Origin of the sequence: Pantoea rodasii (genome assembly GCF_002095465.1) — a bacterium.
GTDB classification, from domain to species: Bacteria; Pseudomonadota; Gammaproteobacteria; order Enterobacterales; family Enterobacteriaceae; genus Pantoea; species Pantoea rodasii.
In genome coordinates, this window is record NZ_MLFP01000086.1 from 532,354 (window position 1) to 549,947 (window position 17,594).

The 17,594-nt window shown below is 52.2% G+C and carries 12 protein-coding genes, 2 tRNA genes and 6 pseudogenes; 10 read left to right on the top strand and 10 right to left on the bottom strand.

The window, feature by feature from the left end; all coding sequences use genetic code 11:
• Window positions 1–20 precede the first annotated feature (20 nt).
• From pncA to sppA, 3 genes and pseudogenes are all read right to left on the bottom strand, one after another.
• Entirely contained in the window at window positions 21–629 is a 609-nt protein-coding gene (pncA, locus tag HA45_RS25870) for a bifunctional nicotinamidase/pyrazinamidase (RefSeq protein ID WP_100700672.1), read from the bottom strand.
• Between the two features lie 16 nt (window positions 630–645).
• The gene (gene ansA, locus HA45_RS25875) at window positions 646–1,659 is read right to left on the bottom strand and encodes an asparaginase (protein ID WP_100700671.1); all 1,014 of its coding nucleotides are present in this window, start codon (window positions 1,657–1,659) and stop codon (window positions 646–648) included.
• An 85-nt stretch (window positions 1,660–1,744) separates the two neighbouring features.
• Window positions 1,745–3,603, bottom strand: a pseudogene (sppA, locus tag HA45_RS25880) (signal peptide peptidase SppA).
• Between the two features lie 169 nt (window positions 3,604–3,772).
• On the opposite strand from sppA, the gene HA45_RS25885 reads away from it, so the two are divergent.
• On the top strand, window positions 3,773–4,324 hold the full coding sequence (locus HA45_RS25885) for an NAD(P)H nitroreductase (RefSeq protein WP_100700669.1): 552 nt from the start codon (window positions 3,773–3,775) through the stop codon (window positions 4,322–4,324).
• Between the two features lie 9 nt (window positions 4,325–4,333).
• On the opposite strand, the pseudogene HA45_RS29230 reads toward HA45_RS25885, so the two are convergent.
• Window positions 4,334–4,390: pseudogene (locus HA45_RS29230) on the bottom strand (hypothetical protein); the annotation flags it as partial.
• A gap of 87 nt (window positions 4,391–4,477) precedes the next feature.
• On the opposite strand from HA45_RS29230, the pseudogene selD reads away from it, so the two are divergent.
• The 3 pseudogenes from selD (at window position 4,478) to HA45_RS25905 (ending at window position 7,760) form a co-directional block, all read left to right on the top strand.
• Window positions 4,478–5,520: pseudogene (gene selD / locus HA45_RS25895) on the top strand (selenide, water dikinase SelD).
• Between the two features lie 22 nt (window positions 5,521–5,542).
• Window positions 5,543–7,463: pseudogene (locus tag HA45_RS25900) on the top strand (DNA topoisomerase III).
• Window positions 7,463–7,760 (top strand): annotated as a pseudogene (locus HA45_RS25905) (YnjH family protein). Before HA45_RS25900 ends, HA45_RS25905 begins: the two co-directional pseudogenes overlap by 1 nt.
• 33 nt (window positions 7,761–7,793) lie before the next feature.
• On the opposite strand, the gene xthA reads toward HA45_RS25905, so the two are convergent.
• From xthA to HA45_RS25930, 5 genes are all read right to left on the bottom strand, one after another.
• On the bottom strand, window positions 7,794–8,606 hold the full coding sequence (gene xthA / locus HA45_RS25910) for an exodeoxyribonuclease III (protein WP_100700665.1): 813 nt from the start codon (window positions 8,604–8,606) through the stop codon (window positions 7,794–7,796).
• A 110-nt stretch (window positions 8,607–8,716) separates the two neighbouring features.
• Window positions 8,717–8,801 (bottom strand) — tRNA-Tyr (locus tag HA45_RS25915).
• A gap of 44 nt (window positions 8,802–8,845) precedes the next feature.
• Window positions 8,846–8,930, bottom strand: a tRNA-Tyr gene (locus tag HA45_RS25920).
• Between the two features lie 146 nt (window positions 8,931–9,076).
• Window positions 9,077–9,925 (bottom strand): formyltetrahydrofolate deformylase, encoded by an 849-nt coding sequence (gene purU, locus HA45_RS25925; protein ID WP_100701350.1) that lies wholly within the window; start codon window positions 9,923–9,925, stop codon window positions 9,077–9,079.
• A gap of 57 nt (window positions 9,926–9,982) precedes the next feature.
• A complete protein-coding gene (locus tag HA45_RS25930; protein ID WP_100700664.1) occupies window positions 9,983–10,438 on the bottom strand; it encodes a YchJ family protein in 456 nt (151 codons plus the stop codon).
• A 96-nt stretch (window positions 10,439–10,534) separates the two neighbouring features.
• On the opposite strand from HA45_RS25930, the gene rssA reads away from it, so the two are divergent.
• From rssA to HA45_RS25955, 5 genes and pseudogenes are all read left to right on the top strand, one after another.
• Window positions 10,535–11,440: a patatin-like phospholipase RssA gene (rssA, locus tag HA45_RS25935; protein WP_100700663.1), complete on the top strand. Its 906-nt coding sequence runs from the start codon at window positions 10,535–10,537 to the stop codon at window positions 11,438–11,440.
• 102 nt (window positions 11,441–11,542) lie between these two features.
• Window positions 11,543–12,558, top strand: a pseudogene (gene rssB, locus HA45_RS25940) (two-component system response regulator RssB).
• Between the two features lie 193 nt (window positions 12,559–12,751).
• Complete coding sequence (galU, locus tag HA45_RS25945) at window positions 12,752–13,660, top strand: UTP--glucose-1-phosphate uridylyltransferase GalU (protein WP_100700661.1); 909 nt, start codon at window positions 12,752–12,754, stop codon at window positions 13,658–13,660.
• A gap of 23 nt (window positions 13,661–13,683) precedes the next feature.
• Window positions 13,684–15,024, top strand: coding sequence for a UDP-glucose dehydrogenase family protein (locus HA45_RS25950; protein WP_100700660.1), 1,341 nt, complete (start codon window positions 13,684–13,686; stop codon window positions 15,022–15,024).
• Window positions 15,025–15,038: 14 nt separating this feature from the next.
• Window positions 15,039–16,046, top strand: a complete 1,008-nt coding sequence (locus HA45_RS25955) for an NAD-dependent epimerase (protein ID WP_100700659.1) — start codon at window positions 15,039–15,041, stop codon at window positions 16,044–16,046.
• Window positions 16,047–16,141: 95 nt separating this feature from the next.
• Here HA45_RS25955 and hns read toward each other — a convergent pair whose 3' ends face one another.
• Entirely contained in the window at window positions 16,142–16,549 is a 408-nt protein-coding gene (gene hns / locus HA45_RS25960; RefSeq protein WP_100700658.1) for a histone-like nucleoid-structuring protein H-NS, read from the bottom strand.
• Window positions 16,550–16,965: 416 nt separating this feature from the next.
• Between hns and tdk the strand changes: the two genes are divergently transcribed.
• On the top strand, window positions 16,966–17,586 hold the full coding sequence (gene tdk / locus HA45_RS25965) for a thymidine kinase (protein ID WP_100701349.1): 621 nt from the start codon (window positions 16,966–16,968) through the stop codon (window positions 17,584–17,586).
• The last annotated feature ends 8 nt before the right edge of the window (window positions 17,587–17,594 follow it).

Consider the following 17,594-nt stretch of genomic DNA (forward strand, 5'->3'; position numbering starts at 1 on the left):
GATTTCGCCAGCCCTCATTTTCAGATTATTACCGCACCCTGCGCTTCCATCTGTTGGATGGCGATTTCGCTGTCATCGGGGTTGAGATTGACACCGCGACAACCCTCTTTGACCACTTCAACGTTGTAGCCCAGCTCCAGGGCATCCAATACGCTGTATTTCACACAGTAATCGGTGGCGAGACCCAGCATCACCAGATCGCTGATACCACGTTCACGCAGCCAACTGTCCAGCTCCGTTTTACGACGATGACCATTGTCGAAGAAGGCACTGTAGCTATCCACGTCAACATCGCCGCCTTTGTGGAACACCGCATCAATCAGTGTACGATCCAGTCCGGGGTGAAAATCCGCACCCACTGAATTCTCGATACCGTGATCGGGCCACCAGATTTGCGCCAGACCGTTTAATTCACCCAATGTATACACCGGTTCGCCAGAAACTGAAGCGAAGCTGCCGTGATCGGCCGGATGCCAGTCTTGTAATGCCACCACGCATTCACCCCGATCGCGGAACTCGCGTGCGTAACGATTGGCAACGGCAACGGTTTGGTCACCTTCACGCACCGCCATTGGGCCGCCGGGGCAAAAATCGTTCTGAATATCGATGATTATCAATGCCCGCTTCATTACATCTCGCTCCGTATCAGTCGTCGGTCAGTTCGCCGCGTAAATTCTGTTGCATTTTGGCACGAATTTCTGCGCTGGTAAGGTTTTGACTCAACAAAAAGTGCAGTTTTGTTAATGTAGCCTCAACGGTGAGGTCAAAACCGCTGATCACGCCGGCATGCTCCAGCGCATTACCGGTGGCATAACCGCCCATATTGACTTTACCAGACATGCACTGCGTTAAATTCACCACCACAATACCGCGTTCGCTGGCTAACTGAAGTTCAGCCAGGAATTCTGCATTTTGCGGGGCATTGCCCACGCCGTAGGAGCGCAGAATCAGTGCCTTCACCGGCTGACGCAGGAAATTGCGCACCACATCAGCGGAAATACCCGGATAAATGGTAACCACGCCAATAGGTTGAGGGGTGATGGGATGCACAATCAGCTCACCCTTGCCTTGCGGGGCAGGGGGTGTATTCAGCTTGCGAATGTGAATACCGGCTTCCAGCAGCGGCGAAAGATTCGGCGATGCAAAGGCATTGAAGCCATCGGCATGGGCTTTGGTGGTTCGGTTGCCGCGGAACAGGGTGTTATTAAAGAACAGCGCCACTTCACTAATAGGATAGTTCGCGGCGACATACAGCGAGTTCAGCAGGTTCTGTTGACCATCCGAACGTAATTCTGCCAGCGGAATTTGCGAACCTGTGACGATGACGGGCTTCGCAAGATTTTCCAGCATAAACGACAAGGCTGAGGCGGTAAACGCCATGGTGTCGGTACCGTGCAGAATCACAAAGCCATCATAAAGATCGTAGTTCTGCTTAATATCGTCAGCAATCGATTGCCAATCCAATGGCGTCATGTCTGACGAGTCCATCAGTGGCTGATATTCGTGAATGGTGAAACTCGGCATTTCAGGCCGATGGAACTCTGGCATGTTGGCCAGTTGCTGCTGCAGATGACCCGAAACCGGGATGTAGCCTTGCGCCGAGCGCTGCATACCAATGGTACCGCCGGTGTAGGCTACATAGATATTTTTCTTTTGCATGAATAAACTCAGACTTGCCGTAAAACGCGCAGTATAAGGGGATTAACAGCGAAAAGCAGCCCGACCAGCGGCCGGGCTGTAAAGATTAACGTACGTTGCCGCAGTCAGGCAGAAGGCGTAACGATTTTGCGGATCGTTGAGATTATTCATCAGGCCGGGCTGACCTTTCACCGCGCTCATCACATCCAGCATCGGTGCAGGTAACCACACTTTCAGGGCCGCTGGCAGCATCGCCTGTGCAGAGGCATTCATCTGGTTCAGCAGCAGATCGATCATGCCCGGATCATCCTGATACCAGCTGAGCTGTGGCTTAGCGACTTTCGCTAATTCAGCGGCTTTGGCGACGGCATCATCAAAATCACCCAATGCATCCACCAGTCCGTTGGCTTTGGCATCGCTACCGGTCCAGACGTGGCCCTGGGCAATATCGTTGATCTGTTCAGGCGTTTTGTGACGTGACTTCGCCACCAAACCAACAAAGTTACGATAACCGTTTTCAATCGTCAGCTGCATCAACTGCTGCACTTCCGTTGGCAATGCTTTGGTGGTCGCCACATCAGCCAGCGGCGAAGTGGCCACGCCGTCAGTGTGCACCCCAATACTGCTCAGGCTGTTTTCAACGGTATTGATGACCCCGAAAATACCAATCGAACCGGTCAATGTACTTGGCGCAGCGACGATGTAATCTGCCGGCGTTGAAATCCAATACCCGCCGGATGCCGCCATGCCGCCCATGGAAACCACCACCGGTTTGCCGGCATCATGCGCTGCAGCTAACTCTTCACGAATCGCTTCCGATGCCGATACGCTGCCGCCAGGGCTGTTAACGCGCAGCACAATGGCTTTGATTTTCGGATCGAGACGCGCATCGCGAATCTGCGAAGCAGTGGTATCGCCGCCGACGTTTCCGGCGGTTTCTTCACCGTCCATGATTGCACCGCTGGCGAAGATCACCGCAATATTGCCGTCCTGATCCTGCTGAGGCTGCTTCACGGTGTAATCATAAATGCTGATATTGCGGTAATCGTTATTGGCCTTATCCCAGCCAAAGGTTTTCACCAATTCCTGGTCGGCCGCTGCACGACTATCCAGCACATCAACCAACTTCGCATTCAGCGCATATTTCGCCGTATCGCCATCGACGGCCTGCAAGCCGCTGATCACACCGGCGGCACCTGGGAACAGCTGGTCTGGCGTAATCTGGCGATTCGCGGAAACCGTATTCAGGTAATTCTGCCACAGCTGGCCGATCCAACGACCGTCAGCGTCACGCGCTTCCGGTGACATATCGTCACGCAGGAATGGCTCGACGGCAGATTTGTAGGTGCCCACGCGGAAGACATGAGAATTGACTTTGAGCTTCTCTAACAGCGATTTGTAGTAGAGGCCATTAGTCGCGAAACCGTGCAGATCAACCGTGCCCTGCGGCGATAGATAGACCTTGGTGGCATAACTGGCGATGTAGTATTGCGCCTGGCTGTAGCTGTCGCCGATGGCGTATATCGGTTTACCCGCATCACGGAATTCACGCAACGACTTGCCCAAATATTGCAATGAAGGTTGATCGCCACCGGCGAAATCACGCAAATCGAGCACGATACCGGTGATGTTTTTATCGGTTTTCGCCTGACGAACCGCGTCCACCACGTCGAACAATGAATTCTCTTGCAGACGGTCGCTACTGGCGCCCAGCAACTCACGGCTGATGCGACTCAGACGATTACTGACGGAGGGTTTATCCACCAATACACCGCTCAAATCCACTTTCAGTGCGCCTTGCTGCACTGGCTCGCTGCTGCTGGCGCTGGAAATCTGCAACCAGATACCGACGCCCGCCACAATTAAGACGATGAGGAATAAATTAAGAATAAATTCCCGAATAAAATTCAACACCCGCCAGCTCCAGCGGAACAGGCCAGCAATAATTCGCCACAATGTGCGCATAAACTCTCCATATTCACGTAACAGGGCAGTCGCCACGCGGTCTGCCCCGATGTCGGGTTCATCCTAATGAGCAGCGTGCGAAATGTCAGCAGGAAATCGCGCCAGACTGTTACAAAAGATCTCACTGTGCCAGGATTAGCCCACGCTATTTATTCACGGGAGAATAATGATGGATGCACTGGATTTATTAATTAACCGCCGTTCGGCATCACGCCTGGCAGAACCGGCGCCAGCGGGCGAGGTCTTGCAAAACATTCTGCATGCGGGATTACGCGCGCCGGATCACGGTACGTTGCAACCATGGCGCTTTGTTATTGTAGAGAATGAAGGCCGTGAACGTTTCGGCAAATTACTTGAACAAGCGGCGCGTGACAGCAACCTTGATGAAAAAGCGATTGAGAAATCCGCTACTGCGCCGTTCCGCGCGCCGATGATTATCACCGTGGTGGCGCACTGTGAAGAGCATGCCAAAGTCCCGCACTGGGAGCAGTTGGTATCAGCAGGCTGTGCGGTAATGGCGATGCAGATGGCTGCGGTCGCGCAAGGCTTCAACGGCATCTGGCGCAGCGGCCCATGGACTGACCATCCTTCGGTACGCGAAGCCTTTGGGTGCCGCGAGCAGGATGCGATTGTCGGATTCCTGTATCTCGGTACGCCGCAACTCAAAGCGAACACCACGGTAGTGGCACCGGATACCGCTCAATTTGTCAGTTATTTCTGACAGACATTGGCGGGTTTCTGCGGCAGGGTGAGCCGTGTTGCAAAGATTGCACACTGCGTGTGCGAAAGATCGAGGTTAGGTCGCGCAGCACTTACCACCGGCTGGCAGCCAGGCTACCATACGGCCTTCTGATCAGCGCATAAGGAACCCGCCATGAGCGAACCTCTTCGTCTGACGCAGTACAGCCATGGCGCTGGCTGCGGCTGCAAAATATCGCCACAGGTATTGGAAACCATTCTTCATAGCGAACTGACCCCTTTTCACGATCCCCAATTGCTGGTGGGCAATGAAACGCGTGACGATGCCGCCGTATACGATCTTGGCAACGGCACAGCAGTGGTCAGCACCACAGACTTCTTCATGCCGATTGTCGATGATCCCCATACCTTTGGCCGTATCGCCGCTACCAATGCCATCAGTGATATCTATGCCATGGGGGGCAAACCGATCATGCGATTGCCATTTTAGGTTGGCCTGTGAATGTGCTGAGTCCGGAAGTGGCGCAGCAAGTGATTGAAGGTGGGCGTGCGGCATGTCAGGCGGCGGGTATTGCGTTGGCAGGCGGGCACTCGATAGATACCCCTGAACCCATTTTTGGCCTGGCAGTGACCGGCATCGTTGATGTGGCTCGGGTGAAAAAGAACAGCGCTGCGCAGGCCGGTAGCCTGCTCTTTCTGACCAAACCGCTCGGCATCGGCATTATGACCACGGCAGAAAAGAAAGGCATTCTTCTGGCAGAGCACCAATCTTTAGCGGCAGACGTGATGTGCCAGTTGAATAAAGCCGGAGCGGCGTTCGCAAAACTGGATGGCGTCAGTGCGATGACGGATGTCACCGGTTTTGGTTTGCTTGGGCACCTGAGTGAAATTTGTCAGGGTTCTGGCGTGCGCGCGGAAATCAACGCCACGCAGGTTCCGCGATTGCCGGGTGTTGATGAATACATTGCTGCAGGTGCGGTGCCCGGTGGCACCCAGCGCAACTTTGCCAGTTACGGCGCCCTGATCTCCACGATGGATGATGCTACGCGTGCGCTGCTGTGCGATCCACAAACCTCGGGCGGTTTGCTGGTGGCGGTGCAACCCAGCGAAGTCGAGGCTTTCCAGCAGTGTGCGACATTGGCTGGCGTGCAGGCGATCGCCATTGGTGAGCTACTGGCTGCCGATCCGACCTGTCCCTTAATTACCGTTATGAACTGACGTAGAAGGAACGACGCCATACATGCGTTTGTTTATTGCTGAAAACCCAGCCTGGCACGCGCCATTGCTGATGTGTTGCCCAAACCGCATCGACGCGGAGATGGTTTTATTGCCTGTGGCAACGATCAGATGGTCACCTGGTGTGTCGGGCATTTGCTGGAGCAGGCGCAGCCGGACAGCTACGACAGCCGCTATGCACGCTGGAATCTTGCCGACTTGCCGATTATCCCGGAAAAGTGGCGTTTGCAGCCGCGTCCCTCGGTGGCGAAACAGCTCAAAGTGATTGAAGGTTTGCTGCAACAGGCGAGCGAAGTGGTGCATGCGGGTGACCCGGATCGTGAAGGTCAGTTGTTGGTGGATGAAGTGCTGGACTACCTGCAGCTCGCGCCGGAAAAGCGGCAGAAAGTGCAGCGTTGTCTGATTAACGATCTCAATCCTTCTGCCGTGGAACGTGCGGTGGGCCGTTTGCGTGAGAACCGCGAGTTTATCCCGCTGTGTGTCTCCGCGTTGGCTCGCGCCCGTGCAGATTGGCTCTATGGCATCAATATGACCCGTGCGTGGACGTTATTAGGCCGTAATGCCGGTTATGATGGCGTGTTGTCGGTAGGGCGCGTACAGACACCGGTGCTCGGTCTGGTGGTACGACGCGATGAGGAGATCGAGAACTTCATCCCGAAGGATTATTTCGAAGTCAAAGCGCATATTGTGACGCCGAAAGATGAACGCTTCATTGCCAGTTGGGTTCCAAGTGATGCTTGTGAACCGTGGCAGGATGAAGAAGGGCGGTTGTTGCATCGTCCGTTGGCCGATCACGTCTTAGAGCGCATCAACGGTAAACCGGCGATGGTCACCGGTTATAACGACAAACGGGAATCCGATACCGCGCCACTGCCATTTTCGCTTTCCAGCCTGCAGATTGAAGCCGCGAAGCGTTTTGGGCTTAGCGCGCAAAATGTACTGGATTGCTGCCAGCGACTTTACGAAACCCATAAGCTGATAACCTATCCGCGTTCTGACAGCCGTTATTTGCCCGATGAGCACTTTGCCGGCAGGCACGCGGTGTTGAATGCCATTCAGGCGCATCAGCCCAATCTGACACCGCCCGCAGATTTCAATCCCGAACAAAAGAACCGCTGCTGGGACGATAAGAAAGTGGATGCGCACCACGCCATCGTTCCCACCGCCCGCGCCAGTAAAGTGAATCTGACGGAAAATGAAGCCAACATCTACGGCCTGGTGGCGCGACAGTATTTGATGCAATTCTGCCCGGACGCGGTGTTTCGCAAGTGCGTAATCGATCTCGACATTGGTGGCGGCAAGTTTGTTGCAAAAGCGCGCTTTTGGCAGAAGCAGGCTGGCGCGCATTGCTAGGCAGTAAAGAACGCGATGAAGAGAATGATGGCACCCCATTGCCTGTGGTAGCGAAGGGGGATGAGCTGCTGTGTGAGCGCGGTGAAGTGCTCGCCAAACAGACGCAACCGCCGCGTCCCTTCACCGATGCTACGCTATTATCCGCCATGACCGGCATCGCCCGGTTCGTACAGGATAAAGAATTAAAGAAAGTGCTGCGTGCGACCGATGGTTTAGGAACGGAAGCGACGCGTGCTGGCATTATCGAATTGTTGTTCCGCCGCACCTTCCTGGTCAAGAAAGGCCGCTATATTCACTCTACCGATGCGGGCAGGGCGCTGATCCATGCGTTACCTGAAATGGCCGCCCGGCCGGATATGACGGCTCAGTGGGAATCGACCTTGACGCGTATCAGTGAAAAGGCCTGCCGCTACGATGAGTTTATGCAGCCGCTGGTCACGACACTGATTGCGTTAATTGGCGAAGCGCGTCAGCGGCCCTCGTTGCACTCTTTTAGAGGGATTGCCGCACCGGCCGCTAAACGTAAAGCAAAACCGAAATCGACCCGGCGTAAAACCAAGGAGACAGAGTGATGCGTTATATCCTGATCGCGCTTAGCGGGCTGCTGCTGTGCTCGGCTTCGGCATTGGCTAACCGCCAGCCCGAGAACAGTCGCATGGGCAATACCGATGTGGTGGTCGATATGCCACCCGAAGTCTGGACACAAGGTCAGAATAATCAGCAGAGCAACTGCTTACAATGCTGCACCTATGAGAATCGCAGTTATTCCGAAGGGGCGGTTGTGAAAGCGGAAGGGGTGTTGCTGCAGTGTGGGCGGGATGAAAAAAGTGATGGGAACTAATCCATTAATCTGGAAGATCATCAAATAAAGCGGCGTGGCGTTTTCACGCCACGCCGCTGAATTATTTTTCCAGATTAAACGTCGACCAGACCGGTGCATGATCTGACGGTTTTTCCATGCTGCGGATTTCGTAATCAATACCACTTTCAATGCAACGCGCGGCCAGCGGTTGGCTCGCCAGCAACAGGTCGATTCGCAGACCTCGGTTATCATCAAAGGCTTTTGAACGGTAATCGAACCAGGAGAAGCGATCGGCTGTTTCCGGGTATTTCGCGCGCCAGGTATCCACCAGGCCCCAGTGCAGCAGACGATCCATCCACTCACGCTCCTCTGGCAGGAATGAACACTTGCCAGTGCGCAGCCAGCGCTTGCGGTTATCTTCCCCAATGCCGATATCGAGATCGGTACTGCTGATATTCATGTCACCCATGATCAGCACCGGTTTATCGATCGCTAATTGTTGTTCGAGATAATCCTGCAAATCGCGATAAAACTTCTCTTTGGCCGGGAATTTAGTCGGATGGTCACGGCTCTCACCCTGCGGGAAATAGCCGTTGATCACGGTGATGTCGCCAATCGGGCTAGGGATTTCCGCCATGATTAAGCGGCGTTGTGAATCTTCATCATCGCCGGGAAAACCACGACGCACCGAAACTGGCTGTGCCTTGGTCAGCAGCGCCACGCCGTAATGACCTTTCTGACCATGATAAAACACGTTGTAGCCCAGTTTGCTGACCTCTTCGAGCGGGAACATGTCGTCGTGGACTTTGGTTTCCTGCAAACCGATGACATCGGGCTGATGCTGTTCAACCAGCGCTGCAAGTTGATGGGGGCGTGCGCGCAAACCATTGATATTGAAAGAGATGAATTTCATTTCGCTGCCATTCTTATCCGCAAAAGTATGCCGGGATGGTAACGAGTTTTAGGCGAAAAGTCATGGATTGAATAGGGAAGAAATAACGATGAAAGCAATAGGAAAAGCGATGGTGGCGGGAGAAGGATTCGAACCTTCGAAGTCGATGACGGCAGATTTACAGTCTGCTCCCTTTGGCCGCTCGGGAATCCCGCCAGGGATATAAGCTCTTAACGATTCAGGCGAGGAGATAATTCAGATGGTGGCGGGAGAAGGATTCGAACCTTCGAAGTCGATGACGGCAGATTTACAGTCTGCTCCCTTTGGCCGCTCGGGAATCCCGCCACTGGCCTGAATTAATGTGCCTGAAAGCGGGGCGCATCATACCAAATGCGCTCTGACTGTAAAGCGCTGAAAACAAAAATATGAATCGTTTGCCCACTTTTCATCCGTGGCGCTGAAGAGTTGCACAATTTCAGCGCCAGGAGGCATCAAAGAATGATGGTGCGGTTACCGTAAACGAACACGCGCTGGCCCAGCACTTTGTACAGCGCACGGCTCAGGACATTTTTCTCGACATCACGCCCGGCACGCATCATCTCTTCCGCGGTGTAGCTATGATCGACGTTAATCACGTCCTGCATGATGATCGGGCCTTCATCAAGATTATCATTCACGTAGTGCGCGGTAGCGCCGATGATTTTCACGCCACGCTCATAGGCCTGATGATAAGGACGTGCGCCGATGAAAGCGGGCAGGAACGAGTGGTGAATATTAATAATCTGATTCGGATAACGCTGCACGAATGCCGGTGTTAACACGCGCATGTATTTGGCCAGCACCACGTAATCAGGCTGGTAGCGATCGATTTCGTCGCCCATGCGATTGTCATGCTCTTCGCGCGTCAGGCCTTCATGACTGACCAGCACAAACGGAATATCAAAACGTTCAACCAGCGAGCGCAGCGTTTCATGGTTACCGATGACGGCGGAAATCTCCATATCGAGACCACCAAACGCGCATTTCATCAGCAGATCGCCCAAGCAGTGCGCCTCTTTGGTCACCAGAATCACCACGCGACGGCGGCCAGCACTCTGCAGTTCACGCACCGAACCTACCGGCAGCGCGCTATCGAGATCGGCCAGCAGGGTGTTGTCGTTGAAAATGCCTTCCAGCTCTGTGCGCATGAAAAAGCGCCCGGTACGGTGATCGACAAACTCATTGTTCTGCACAATGTTAAGTTCATGCTTGTAGCAAATGTTGGTGATCTTGGCGATCAGGCCTTTCGCATCTGGGCAAATGGTCCGTAAAACTTTTCGTTGCGTGTTTTGCGCTTGCATCTCGATCAGAGTCCTGTCAAAGCGATGAATGGTAAAGCCGTTGTGCATCTGTCCAGATTAACCACAACATTTTTTGTATTTTTTATCGGAGCCACAAGGACAGCGATCGTTGCGCCCCAGCTCGGGCACCGTTCCGTCGATATAGTACCAGCGTTGATCCTCACGAAGAAAGCGTGAACATTCATAGATAGAGGAAGTGCGCTCTTTTTCGCGATAGCGCGCAAAAAAAGTCACAAAGGCTTCATTCTCATGGCTTCCATGATTACAACGGGTTACATTCAGGCCCAGCCATTCAGTGGCGGAAAAACTTTCAGATAATAACGTCTCAAGGTCGGCCACACGCTGGCTGGAGTGCCAGGTCGAAGCCAGGTAAGCGGCATTCTTCTCAACATAGGCGGTATAGCGTGAGCGCATCAATTGTTCAGCGCGAGCGGGGATTTCCTTGCCAGTCAGAAAGGGCTGGCAACATAGGCTATACTGCTCTCCGCTGCAGCAGGGGCACTTTTCGGACACGTCATCTCCTGTGAGTGATTAAAGTTAATTAAAGTGTGCGCTATGGTAGCCGACTGCTGAGCGGGATGCTACGTACCAAACTAATCACGAGGCGCGATGAGAAAGGTAAGGATCGGGCTGGCCCTGGGTTCAGGCGCTGCCAAAGGCTGGTCGCATATCGGGGTCATCAATGCACTGGAACGTGCAGGCATTGAAATTGATGTGGTTGCAGGCTGTTCGGTCGGCGCGCTGGTGGGTTCGGCCTATGTGAATGGTCGGCTGGGCGTGATGGAAAAGTGGGTCAGTGCATTTCGCTATTGGGACGTGATCCGGTTGATGGATCTGTCGTGGCAGCGCGGTGGATTGCTGCGTGGCGACCGGGTATTCAGCCACATTCGTCAGCTGATCCCCAACGAATTCATTGAGGGGTGCAACAAGCCGTTTGGCGTGGTGGCCTCGAATTTAAGTACCGGGCGTGAGTTGTGGTTAACCGAGGGCGATTTGCATCAAGCCGTGCGTGCCTCTTGTAGTATGCCAGGCTTATTGCCACCTGTTGGCTACAATGGTTACTGGTTGGTGGATGGCGCGGTGGTGAATCCGGTGCCGATTTCCCTGACACGAGCCCTTGGCGCAGACATTGTGATCGCGGTCGATTTGCAGCATGACGCGCATTTGATGCAGCAAGATCTGTTGTCGGTGACGCCGCAAAGCGGTGAAGAAGCCGCGGCTGCAGAAGCACTCAGCTGGGGTAAGAAGTTACGCCAGCGCATCCTGGGATTGACACATCGCCGGGCGAATCAGACACCGGGTGCCATGGAGATTATGTCCACCTCCATCCAGATTCTGGAGAATCGTCTGAAACGTAATCGTATGGCAGGGGATCCTCCGGATGTCCTGATTCAACCGTTTTGTCCGCAGATATCCACATTGGATTTTCATCGTGCAGAAGAAGCCATTGCGGCAGGTAAAGCCGCCGTCGAGAAAAAAATGGATGAACTATTACCGCTGGTCCGAGGCAGATAATCAGGTTGTTCATTCACAGGCGTTGCGACTTCAGTCAATTCTGAAAGGCGCAACTGCGTTTTATGAACCACTATTGAAATATCTGGTACGCAGGGGGAGAGAATGGAAAAACCACTAATCGGCAAAAAGATACTCATTGTCGAAGATGAGGTCGTTTTCCGTTCGATGTTAGACAACATGCTGGCGGGGCTGGGTGCCAGCACGCTGGAAGCCGGTGACGGCATCGATGGCTTAACTTTGCTGTCCGCGCAGGCCGTCGATCTGGTGATCTGCGATTTAGAGATGCCGCGTATGGGCGGCCTTCAGTTTGTTGAACGTATTCGCAGCCGTGGCAACACGGTGCCGATTTTGATCATCTCAGCCACGCAAAACATGGCCGACATAGCCCATGTCCTGCGCCTTGGGGTTCAGGATGTGCTGCTCAAGCCGCTGAGAAATCTCGAACGTTTTCGTGAAGCCGTGTATGAATGCCTTTATCCGTCGATGTTCACTTCCAAAGTTGAGGAAGACGAACAGCTGTTTCAGGACTGGGATGCACTGGTGCGCGATCCACTCGCCGCGTCAAAGCTGCTCAAGCAGTTGCAACCGCCGGTGCAGCAAACTATCGCCAACTGCCGGATTAACTATCGGCAACTGACCATGGCGGAACAGCCAGGGTTAGTGCTGGATATCGCTGCACTGTCCGACAAGGACCTGGCTTTCTATTGCCTGGATGTCACGCGTGCCGGGGACAATGGTGTGCTGGCGGCTTTACTGCTCCGAGCCTTGTTTAATGGTCTGTTGCAGGAACAGCTCTCGGGTCAGAAGCAGCGCCTGCCGGAACTGAATGGCCTGTTGCGTCAGGTCAACATGCTGTTACGTCAAGCCAATCTCACCGGCCAATTCCCGTTGTTAGTGGCTATTATCACCGTCAGCTGAAAAACCTGATTCTGGTTTCCGCTGGACTCAACGCCACATTGCACATTAACACCCATCAGATTCAACTCAGTAATGGCGTGCCGCTTGGGACGATGGGCAGCACGCACCTCAATCAAATCAGTCAACGTGCTGACGCCTGGCAATGCCATGTCTGGGGCGCCGGAGGCAGACTGCGTTTGATGCTATCGGCTGAAGAATAAGCGGTTAGATTTATATTTTTTGCGGGCTGGAGACAGGACCAGGGGTAAGCTTTACACTTGGGTAATAGTCTTAAATTCCGCGGATTAACTCCATCCAGGATAAATCCGTCTGATAGTAACTGATATACTCATTTCGTTTTTAAACCGACATATCAAGTATTAACTTGAACGGCCTATTAAGAGAGGTATTTAGATGTCTGCCCATAAGTCTAAAGTAAGAAAAGCGGTAATCCCAGTTGCAGGTCTCGGTACGCGTATGCTGCCTGCGACTAAAGCTATCCCAAAAGAGATGTTACCGCTGGTCGATAAGCCGCTGATCCAATATGTCGTGAATGAGTGTATCGCTGCGGGCATTAACGAGATCGTGCTGGTTACGCACTCATCTAAAAATGCCATCGAAAACCATTTTGATACCAGTTTCGAACTGGAATCTATGCTGGAAAAACGCGTTAAGCGTCAGTTGCTGGATGAGATCCAGTCAATCTGTCCTCCGCACGTGACCATCATGCAGGTGCGTCAGGGTATCGCTAAAGGTCTGGGCCACGCTGTGATGTGTGCACATCCGCTGATTGGTGATGAGCCGGTTGCTGTGATCTTGCCAGACGTGATCATCGATGAGTACGAATCTGACCCGACCAAAGACAACCTGGCAGAAATGCTGGCGCGTTATGAAGAAAGCGGCCGTAGCCAGATCATGGTTGAGCCGGTTGCAGATGTTACCGCTTACGGTGTGGTCGACTGCAAAGGTGCTGACCTTGCGCCAGGCCAGAGCGCGCCAATGGTTGGTGTCGTAGAGAAGCCTAAAGCGGCTGAAGCGCCATCCAACCTCGCGGTTGTCGGTCGTTACGTGCTGTCTGCTGATATCTGGCCTCTGCTGGCAAAAACCCCTCCAGGTGCAGGCGGCGAAGTTCAGCTGACTGACTCCATCGCAATGCTGATGGAAAAAGAGACCGTGGAAGCGTATCACCTGACGGGTGTTAGCCATGACTGCGGTAACAAACTGGGTTATATGCAGGCTTTCGTTGAATACGGTGTTCGTCATCCGGTGTTGGGTAAAGACTTTACTCAATGGCTGGAAGGCGCTGTAGGCAACAAAAAGTAATTCATTAGACACAGGATAATTCAATGAAAGTCACTGTATTTGGTATCGGCTATGTCGGTCTGGTTCAGGCTGCGGTGTTAGCCGAAGTCGGACATGACGTTCTCTGTATTGATGTCGACGAAAAGAAAGTCGAAAACCTGAAAAAGGGCAACATCCCGATTTTTGAACCGGGCCTCACGCCATTAGTGATGTCCAACTACGAATCGGGTCGCCTGAAGTTCAGCACCAATGCGGAAGACGGTGTTAACCACGGTGTTATGCAATTTATTGCCGTGGGCACCCCGCCGGATGAAGACGGTTCTGCCGATTTAAAATATGTGACTGCGGTTGCGCGCACGATTGCAACGCACATGAACGATCATAAAGTGGTTATCGACAAATCAACTGTACCTGTCGGAACGGCTGATCGTGTGCGAGCGGTGATGACGGAAACGCTGCAAAAGCGCGATGCAAATATCCCGTTTGATGTCGTCTCGAACCCTGAATTCCTCAAGGAAGGGGCCGCAGTAAACGATTGTATGCGTCCTGAACGTATCGTCGTGGGCACTGACAACGATGAAGTGGTTGAGTTGTTGCGTGAACTGTACGAGCCGTTTAACCGCAATCACGATCGTATGATTTTGATGGATATTCGCAGTGCAGAGCTGACTAAATACGCAGCGAACTGCATGCTAGCGACCAAAATCAGCTTTATGAATGAGATCTCTAACCTGGCAGAACGTCTGGGAGCCGACGTTGAGAAAGTCCGTCAGGGGATTGGTTCAGATTCACGTATTGGTTATCACTTCATCTACCCTGGCTGCGGCTACGGTGGTTCGTGCTTCCCGAAAGACGTGCAGGCGTTAATCCGCACTGCCGAGTCAATTGGTTACACACCGCGCCTGTTGCAGGCGGTAGAAGACGTGAACGATTCGCAGAAGAACAAATTGCCGAGCTTTATCAAGCGTCATTTTGGCGAAGACCTGCGCGGCAAGACATTTGCACTGTGGGGCCTGGCGTTCAAACCTAACACCGACGATATGCGTGAAGCCTCCAGCCGTGTGCTGATGGAAACGCTGTGGGAAGCGGGTGCGACCATCCAGGCATTTGACCCAGAAGCGATGGAAGAAGCGCAGCGTATTTACGGTCACCGTGATGACCTGAAGCTGACCGGTACCAAAGAAGCGGCGCTGCAAGGTGCTGATGGCCTGGTTATTTGTACTGAATGGCAGAATTTCCGTGCGCCAGATTTCGACGTTATCAAAACCGCGTTAAAACAACCCGTGATTTTTGATGGTCGTAACCTGTATGATCCGGAGCGTATCAGCAAACGCGGCTTCACTTATTATGCAATCGGCCGCGGAGCGTCAATTCAAATTGTGTAATGAATGAGGGATGTATGAAGTTTTTGGTTACTGGCGCGGCAGGGTTTATTGGATTTCACGTTAGTCAGCGTTTGCTGGCCGCCGGTCACCAGGTTGTCGGTATCGATAACCTGAATGACTATTATGATGTGAGCCTGAAACAGGCACGCCTGGACCAAATCCTTCAACATCCCGAGTTTATTTTCCTGAAAATGGACCTGGCAGACCGCCAGGCCATTTCTTCTCTATTCGCAGACCATGCGTTTGAACGTGTGATTCATTTAGCGGCACAAGCCGGCGTGCGTTATTCAATTGAAAACCCACACGCTTATGCCGATGCAAACCTCATCGGTCATCTCAATATTCTCGAAGGTTGCCGTCATCATAAAATCGGCCACCTGTTGTACGCCTCATCCAGTTCCGTGTATGGACTCAACCGTAAAATGCCTTTTTCAACTGACGACTCAGTTGATCATCCTATTTCATTGTATGCGGCCACTAAAAAAGCTAACGAATTGATGTCGCATACTTATTCGCATCTGTATCAATTGCCTACAACTGGACTTCGCTTTTTCACGGTTTACGGTCCGTGGGGGCGTCCGGATATGGCATTGTTTAAATTCACCCGGGCGATGTTGGCTGGTGAACAAATAGATGTGTATAACCGCGGCCAAATGACACGCGACTTTACTTATATTGATGATATTGCTGAAGCCATCGTGCGCCTGCAGGACGTCATTCCTCAGCCAGATGAAAACTGGACGGTAGAAGCGGGATCCCCAGCCACCAGCTCTGCGCCTTATCGCGTGTATAATATCGGCAACAGCCAGCCCACCAGCTTGATGACGTATATCGAGTCGCTAGAAAAGGCGTTGGGTCTTGAGGCGAAGAAAAATATGCTGCCGATGCAGCCGGGCGATGTGCTCAGCACCAGTGCTGATACGCAGCCGTTATATGACGCGATTCATTTCCGTCCGCAAACCGAGGTTGAGCAGGGCGTACAGAACTTCGTTGACTGGTATCGCCGCTTTTATCAGCAATAACCGCGCATAAAAAAGGAAGCCAGTGGCTTCCTTTTTCTTACCCGGTGTAAAGTGAAATAACGTAAGTGTTTTTCACAATTCGAAGCACTGGAAAATTACAGCAGGAAATCGTCCAGTTGTTTACCTTGTTCTTCAATCGCTTTTTTAATCACGGCTGGCGTACGACCTTGACCTGTCCAGGTGCGGTTTTCGCCATTTTCATCAACGTAAGAATATTTGGCTGGACGTGCAGCACGCTTAGCTTTGCCCGGTGCTTTGGTCTCTGACAGCGCCTGCAGCAACTCATTAGGATCGATACCGTCAGCAATCAGCATTTCACGGTATTGTTCCAGCTTACGGCTACGCTCAGCATTTTCAGCCTGTGCGTGAGTATCTTCTTCGCGACGTTCATTCACCACAACTTCGAGTTTTTCCAGCATCTCTTCCAGTGTTTCCAGAGAGCATTCCCGAGCTTGCGCGCGCAATGTACGGATATTATTAAGAATTTTAAGTGCTTCGCTCATTGTCCTAATCTCAAAATATAAATAAATGGGAGTTGTTCTGCCGACTCATAATAGTGGGGCTAAAAAATAACTGCAATAGCCAGATTAAAAAGCAAAACATAAAGTAAAAGCGAGAAATCGCTTTTTATAACGCAATACAAATATATTTTACCTTTTACTTTCTTCCGACACCTTGATTTACCGCGCCGCGTGAGCGTTGATTGTGCTAATCCTTACACTTAGCGGGAATAACACTGAATAAAATCTCAGCACAACTTGTACTTTGTCAAAACGTGCTGTTTTAAGTCGATGACGAATCATTCATCGACGCAGTGACGTTAATTTGAGCAAACGATAAAAATAATGCATCGCTACAGGATTAGCTGTTTATGGTAAACTGCGGGCCATCAGATTTGCGTTACGATGAGATTTTGCCAATGGCTCAACTTTATTTTTATTACTCCGCCATGAACGCGGGTAAATCAACCGCATTACTGCAGTCATCCTATAACTATCAGGAACGTGGTATGCGCACTCTGGTGTATACCGCTGAGATTGATGATCGCTTTGGTGCAGGTAAGGTGAGTTCGCGCATCGGTCTCTCGTCTCCTGCATTTTTATATAACGCCGATACTCAATTAAATCAGGAAATAGCAGACGAACACGCGAAGCAACCGGTTCATTGTGTGCTGGTGGATGAAAGCCAGTTCCTGACGCGCGAACAGGTTCGGTCGTTATCGGATGTGGTCGACAATATGGATATTCCCGTATTGTGTTATGGACTGCGCACCGATTTCCGCGGTGAACTGTTTGTGGGCAGCCAATATTTATTGGCGTGGGCGGATAAACTGGTCGAGCTTAAAACCATCTGCCACTGCGGCCGTAAAGCCAGCATGGTGTTACGACTGGACGCCAACGGTAAACCTTTTAGCGAGGGTGAGCAGGTGGTGATAGGTGGTAACGAGCGCTATATTTCAGTGTGTCGTAAACACTATAAGCAAGCGATTGATGAAGGTTCGTTAAAAGCCATTTACGGTTCACACACGCCATCTGCCTGATTATATCG

Coding starts and splice junctions, on each gene's coding strand:
- pncA (WP_100700672.1), bottom strand. CDS start 629: ATGAAGCGGGCATTGATAATCATCGATATTCAGAACGATTTTTGCCCC.
- ansA (WP_100700671.1), bottom strand. CDS start 1,659: ATGCAAAAGAAAAATATCTATGTAGCCTACACCGGCGGTACCATTGGT.
- HA45_RS25885 (WP_100700669.1), top strand. CDS start 3,773: ATGGATGCACTGGATTTATTAATTAACCGCCGTTCGGCATCACGCCTG.
- xthA (WP_100700665.1), bottom strand. CDS start 8,606: ATGAAATTCATCTCTTTCAATATCAATGGTTTGCGCGCACGCCCCCAT.
- purU (WP_100701350.1), bottom strand. CDS start 9,925: ATGCAAGCGCAAAACACGCAACGAAAAGTTTTACGGACCATTTGCCCA.
- rssA (WP_100700663.1), top strand. CDS start 10,535: ATGAGAAAGGTAAGGATCGGGCTGGCCCTGGGTTCAGGCGCTGCCAAA.
- galU (WP_100700661.1), top strand. CDS start 12,752: ATGTCTGCCCATAAGTCTAAAGTAAGAAAAGCGGTAATCCCAGTTGCA.
- HA45_RS25950 (WP_100700660.1), top strand. CDS start 13,684: ATGAAAGTCACTGTATTTGGTATCGGCTATGTCGGTCTGGTTCAGGCT.
- HA45_RS25955 (WP_100700659.1), top strand. CDS start 15,039: ATGAAGTTTTTGGTTACTGGCGCGGCAGGGTTTATTGGATTTCACGTT.
- hns (WP_100700658.1), bottom strand. CDS start 16,549: ATGAGCGAAGCACTTAAAATTCTTAATAATATCCGTACATTGCGCGCG.
- tdk (WP_100701349.1), top strand. CDS start 16,966: ATGGCTCAACTTTATTTTTATTACTCCGCCATGAACGCGGGTAAATCA.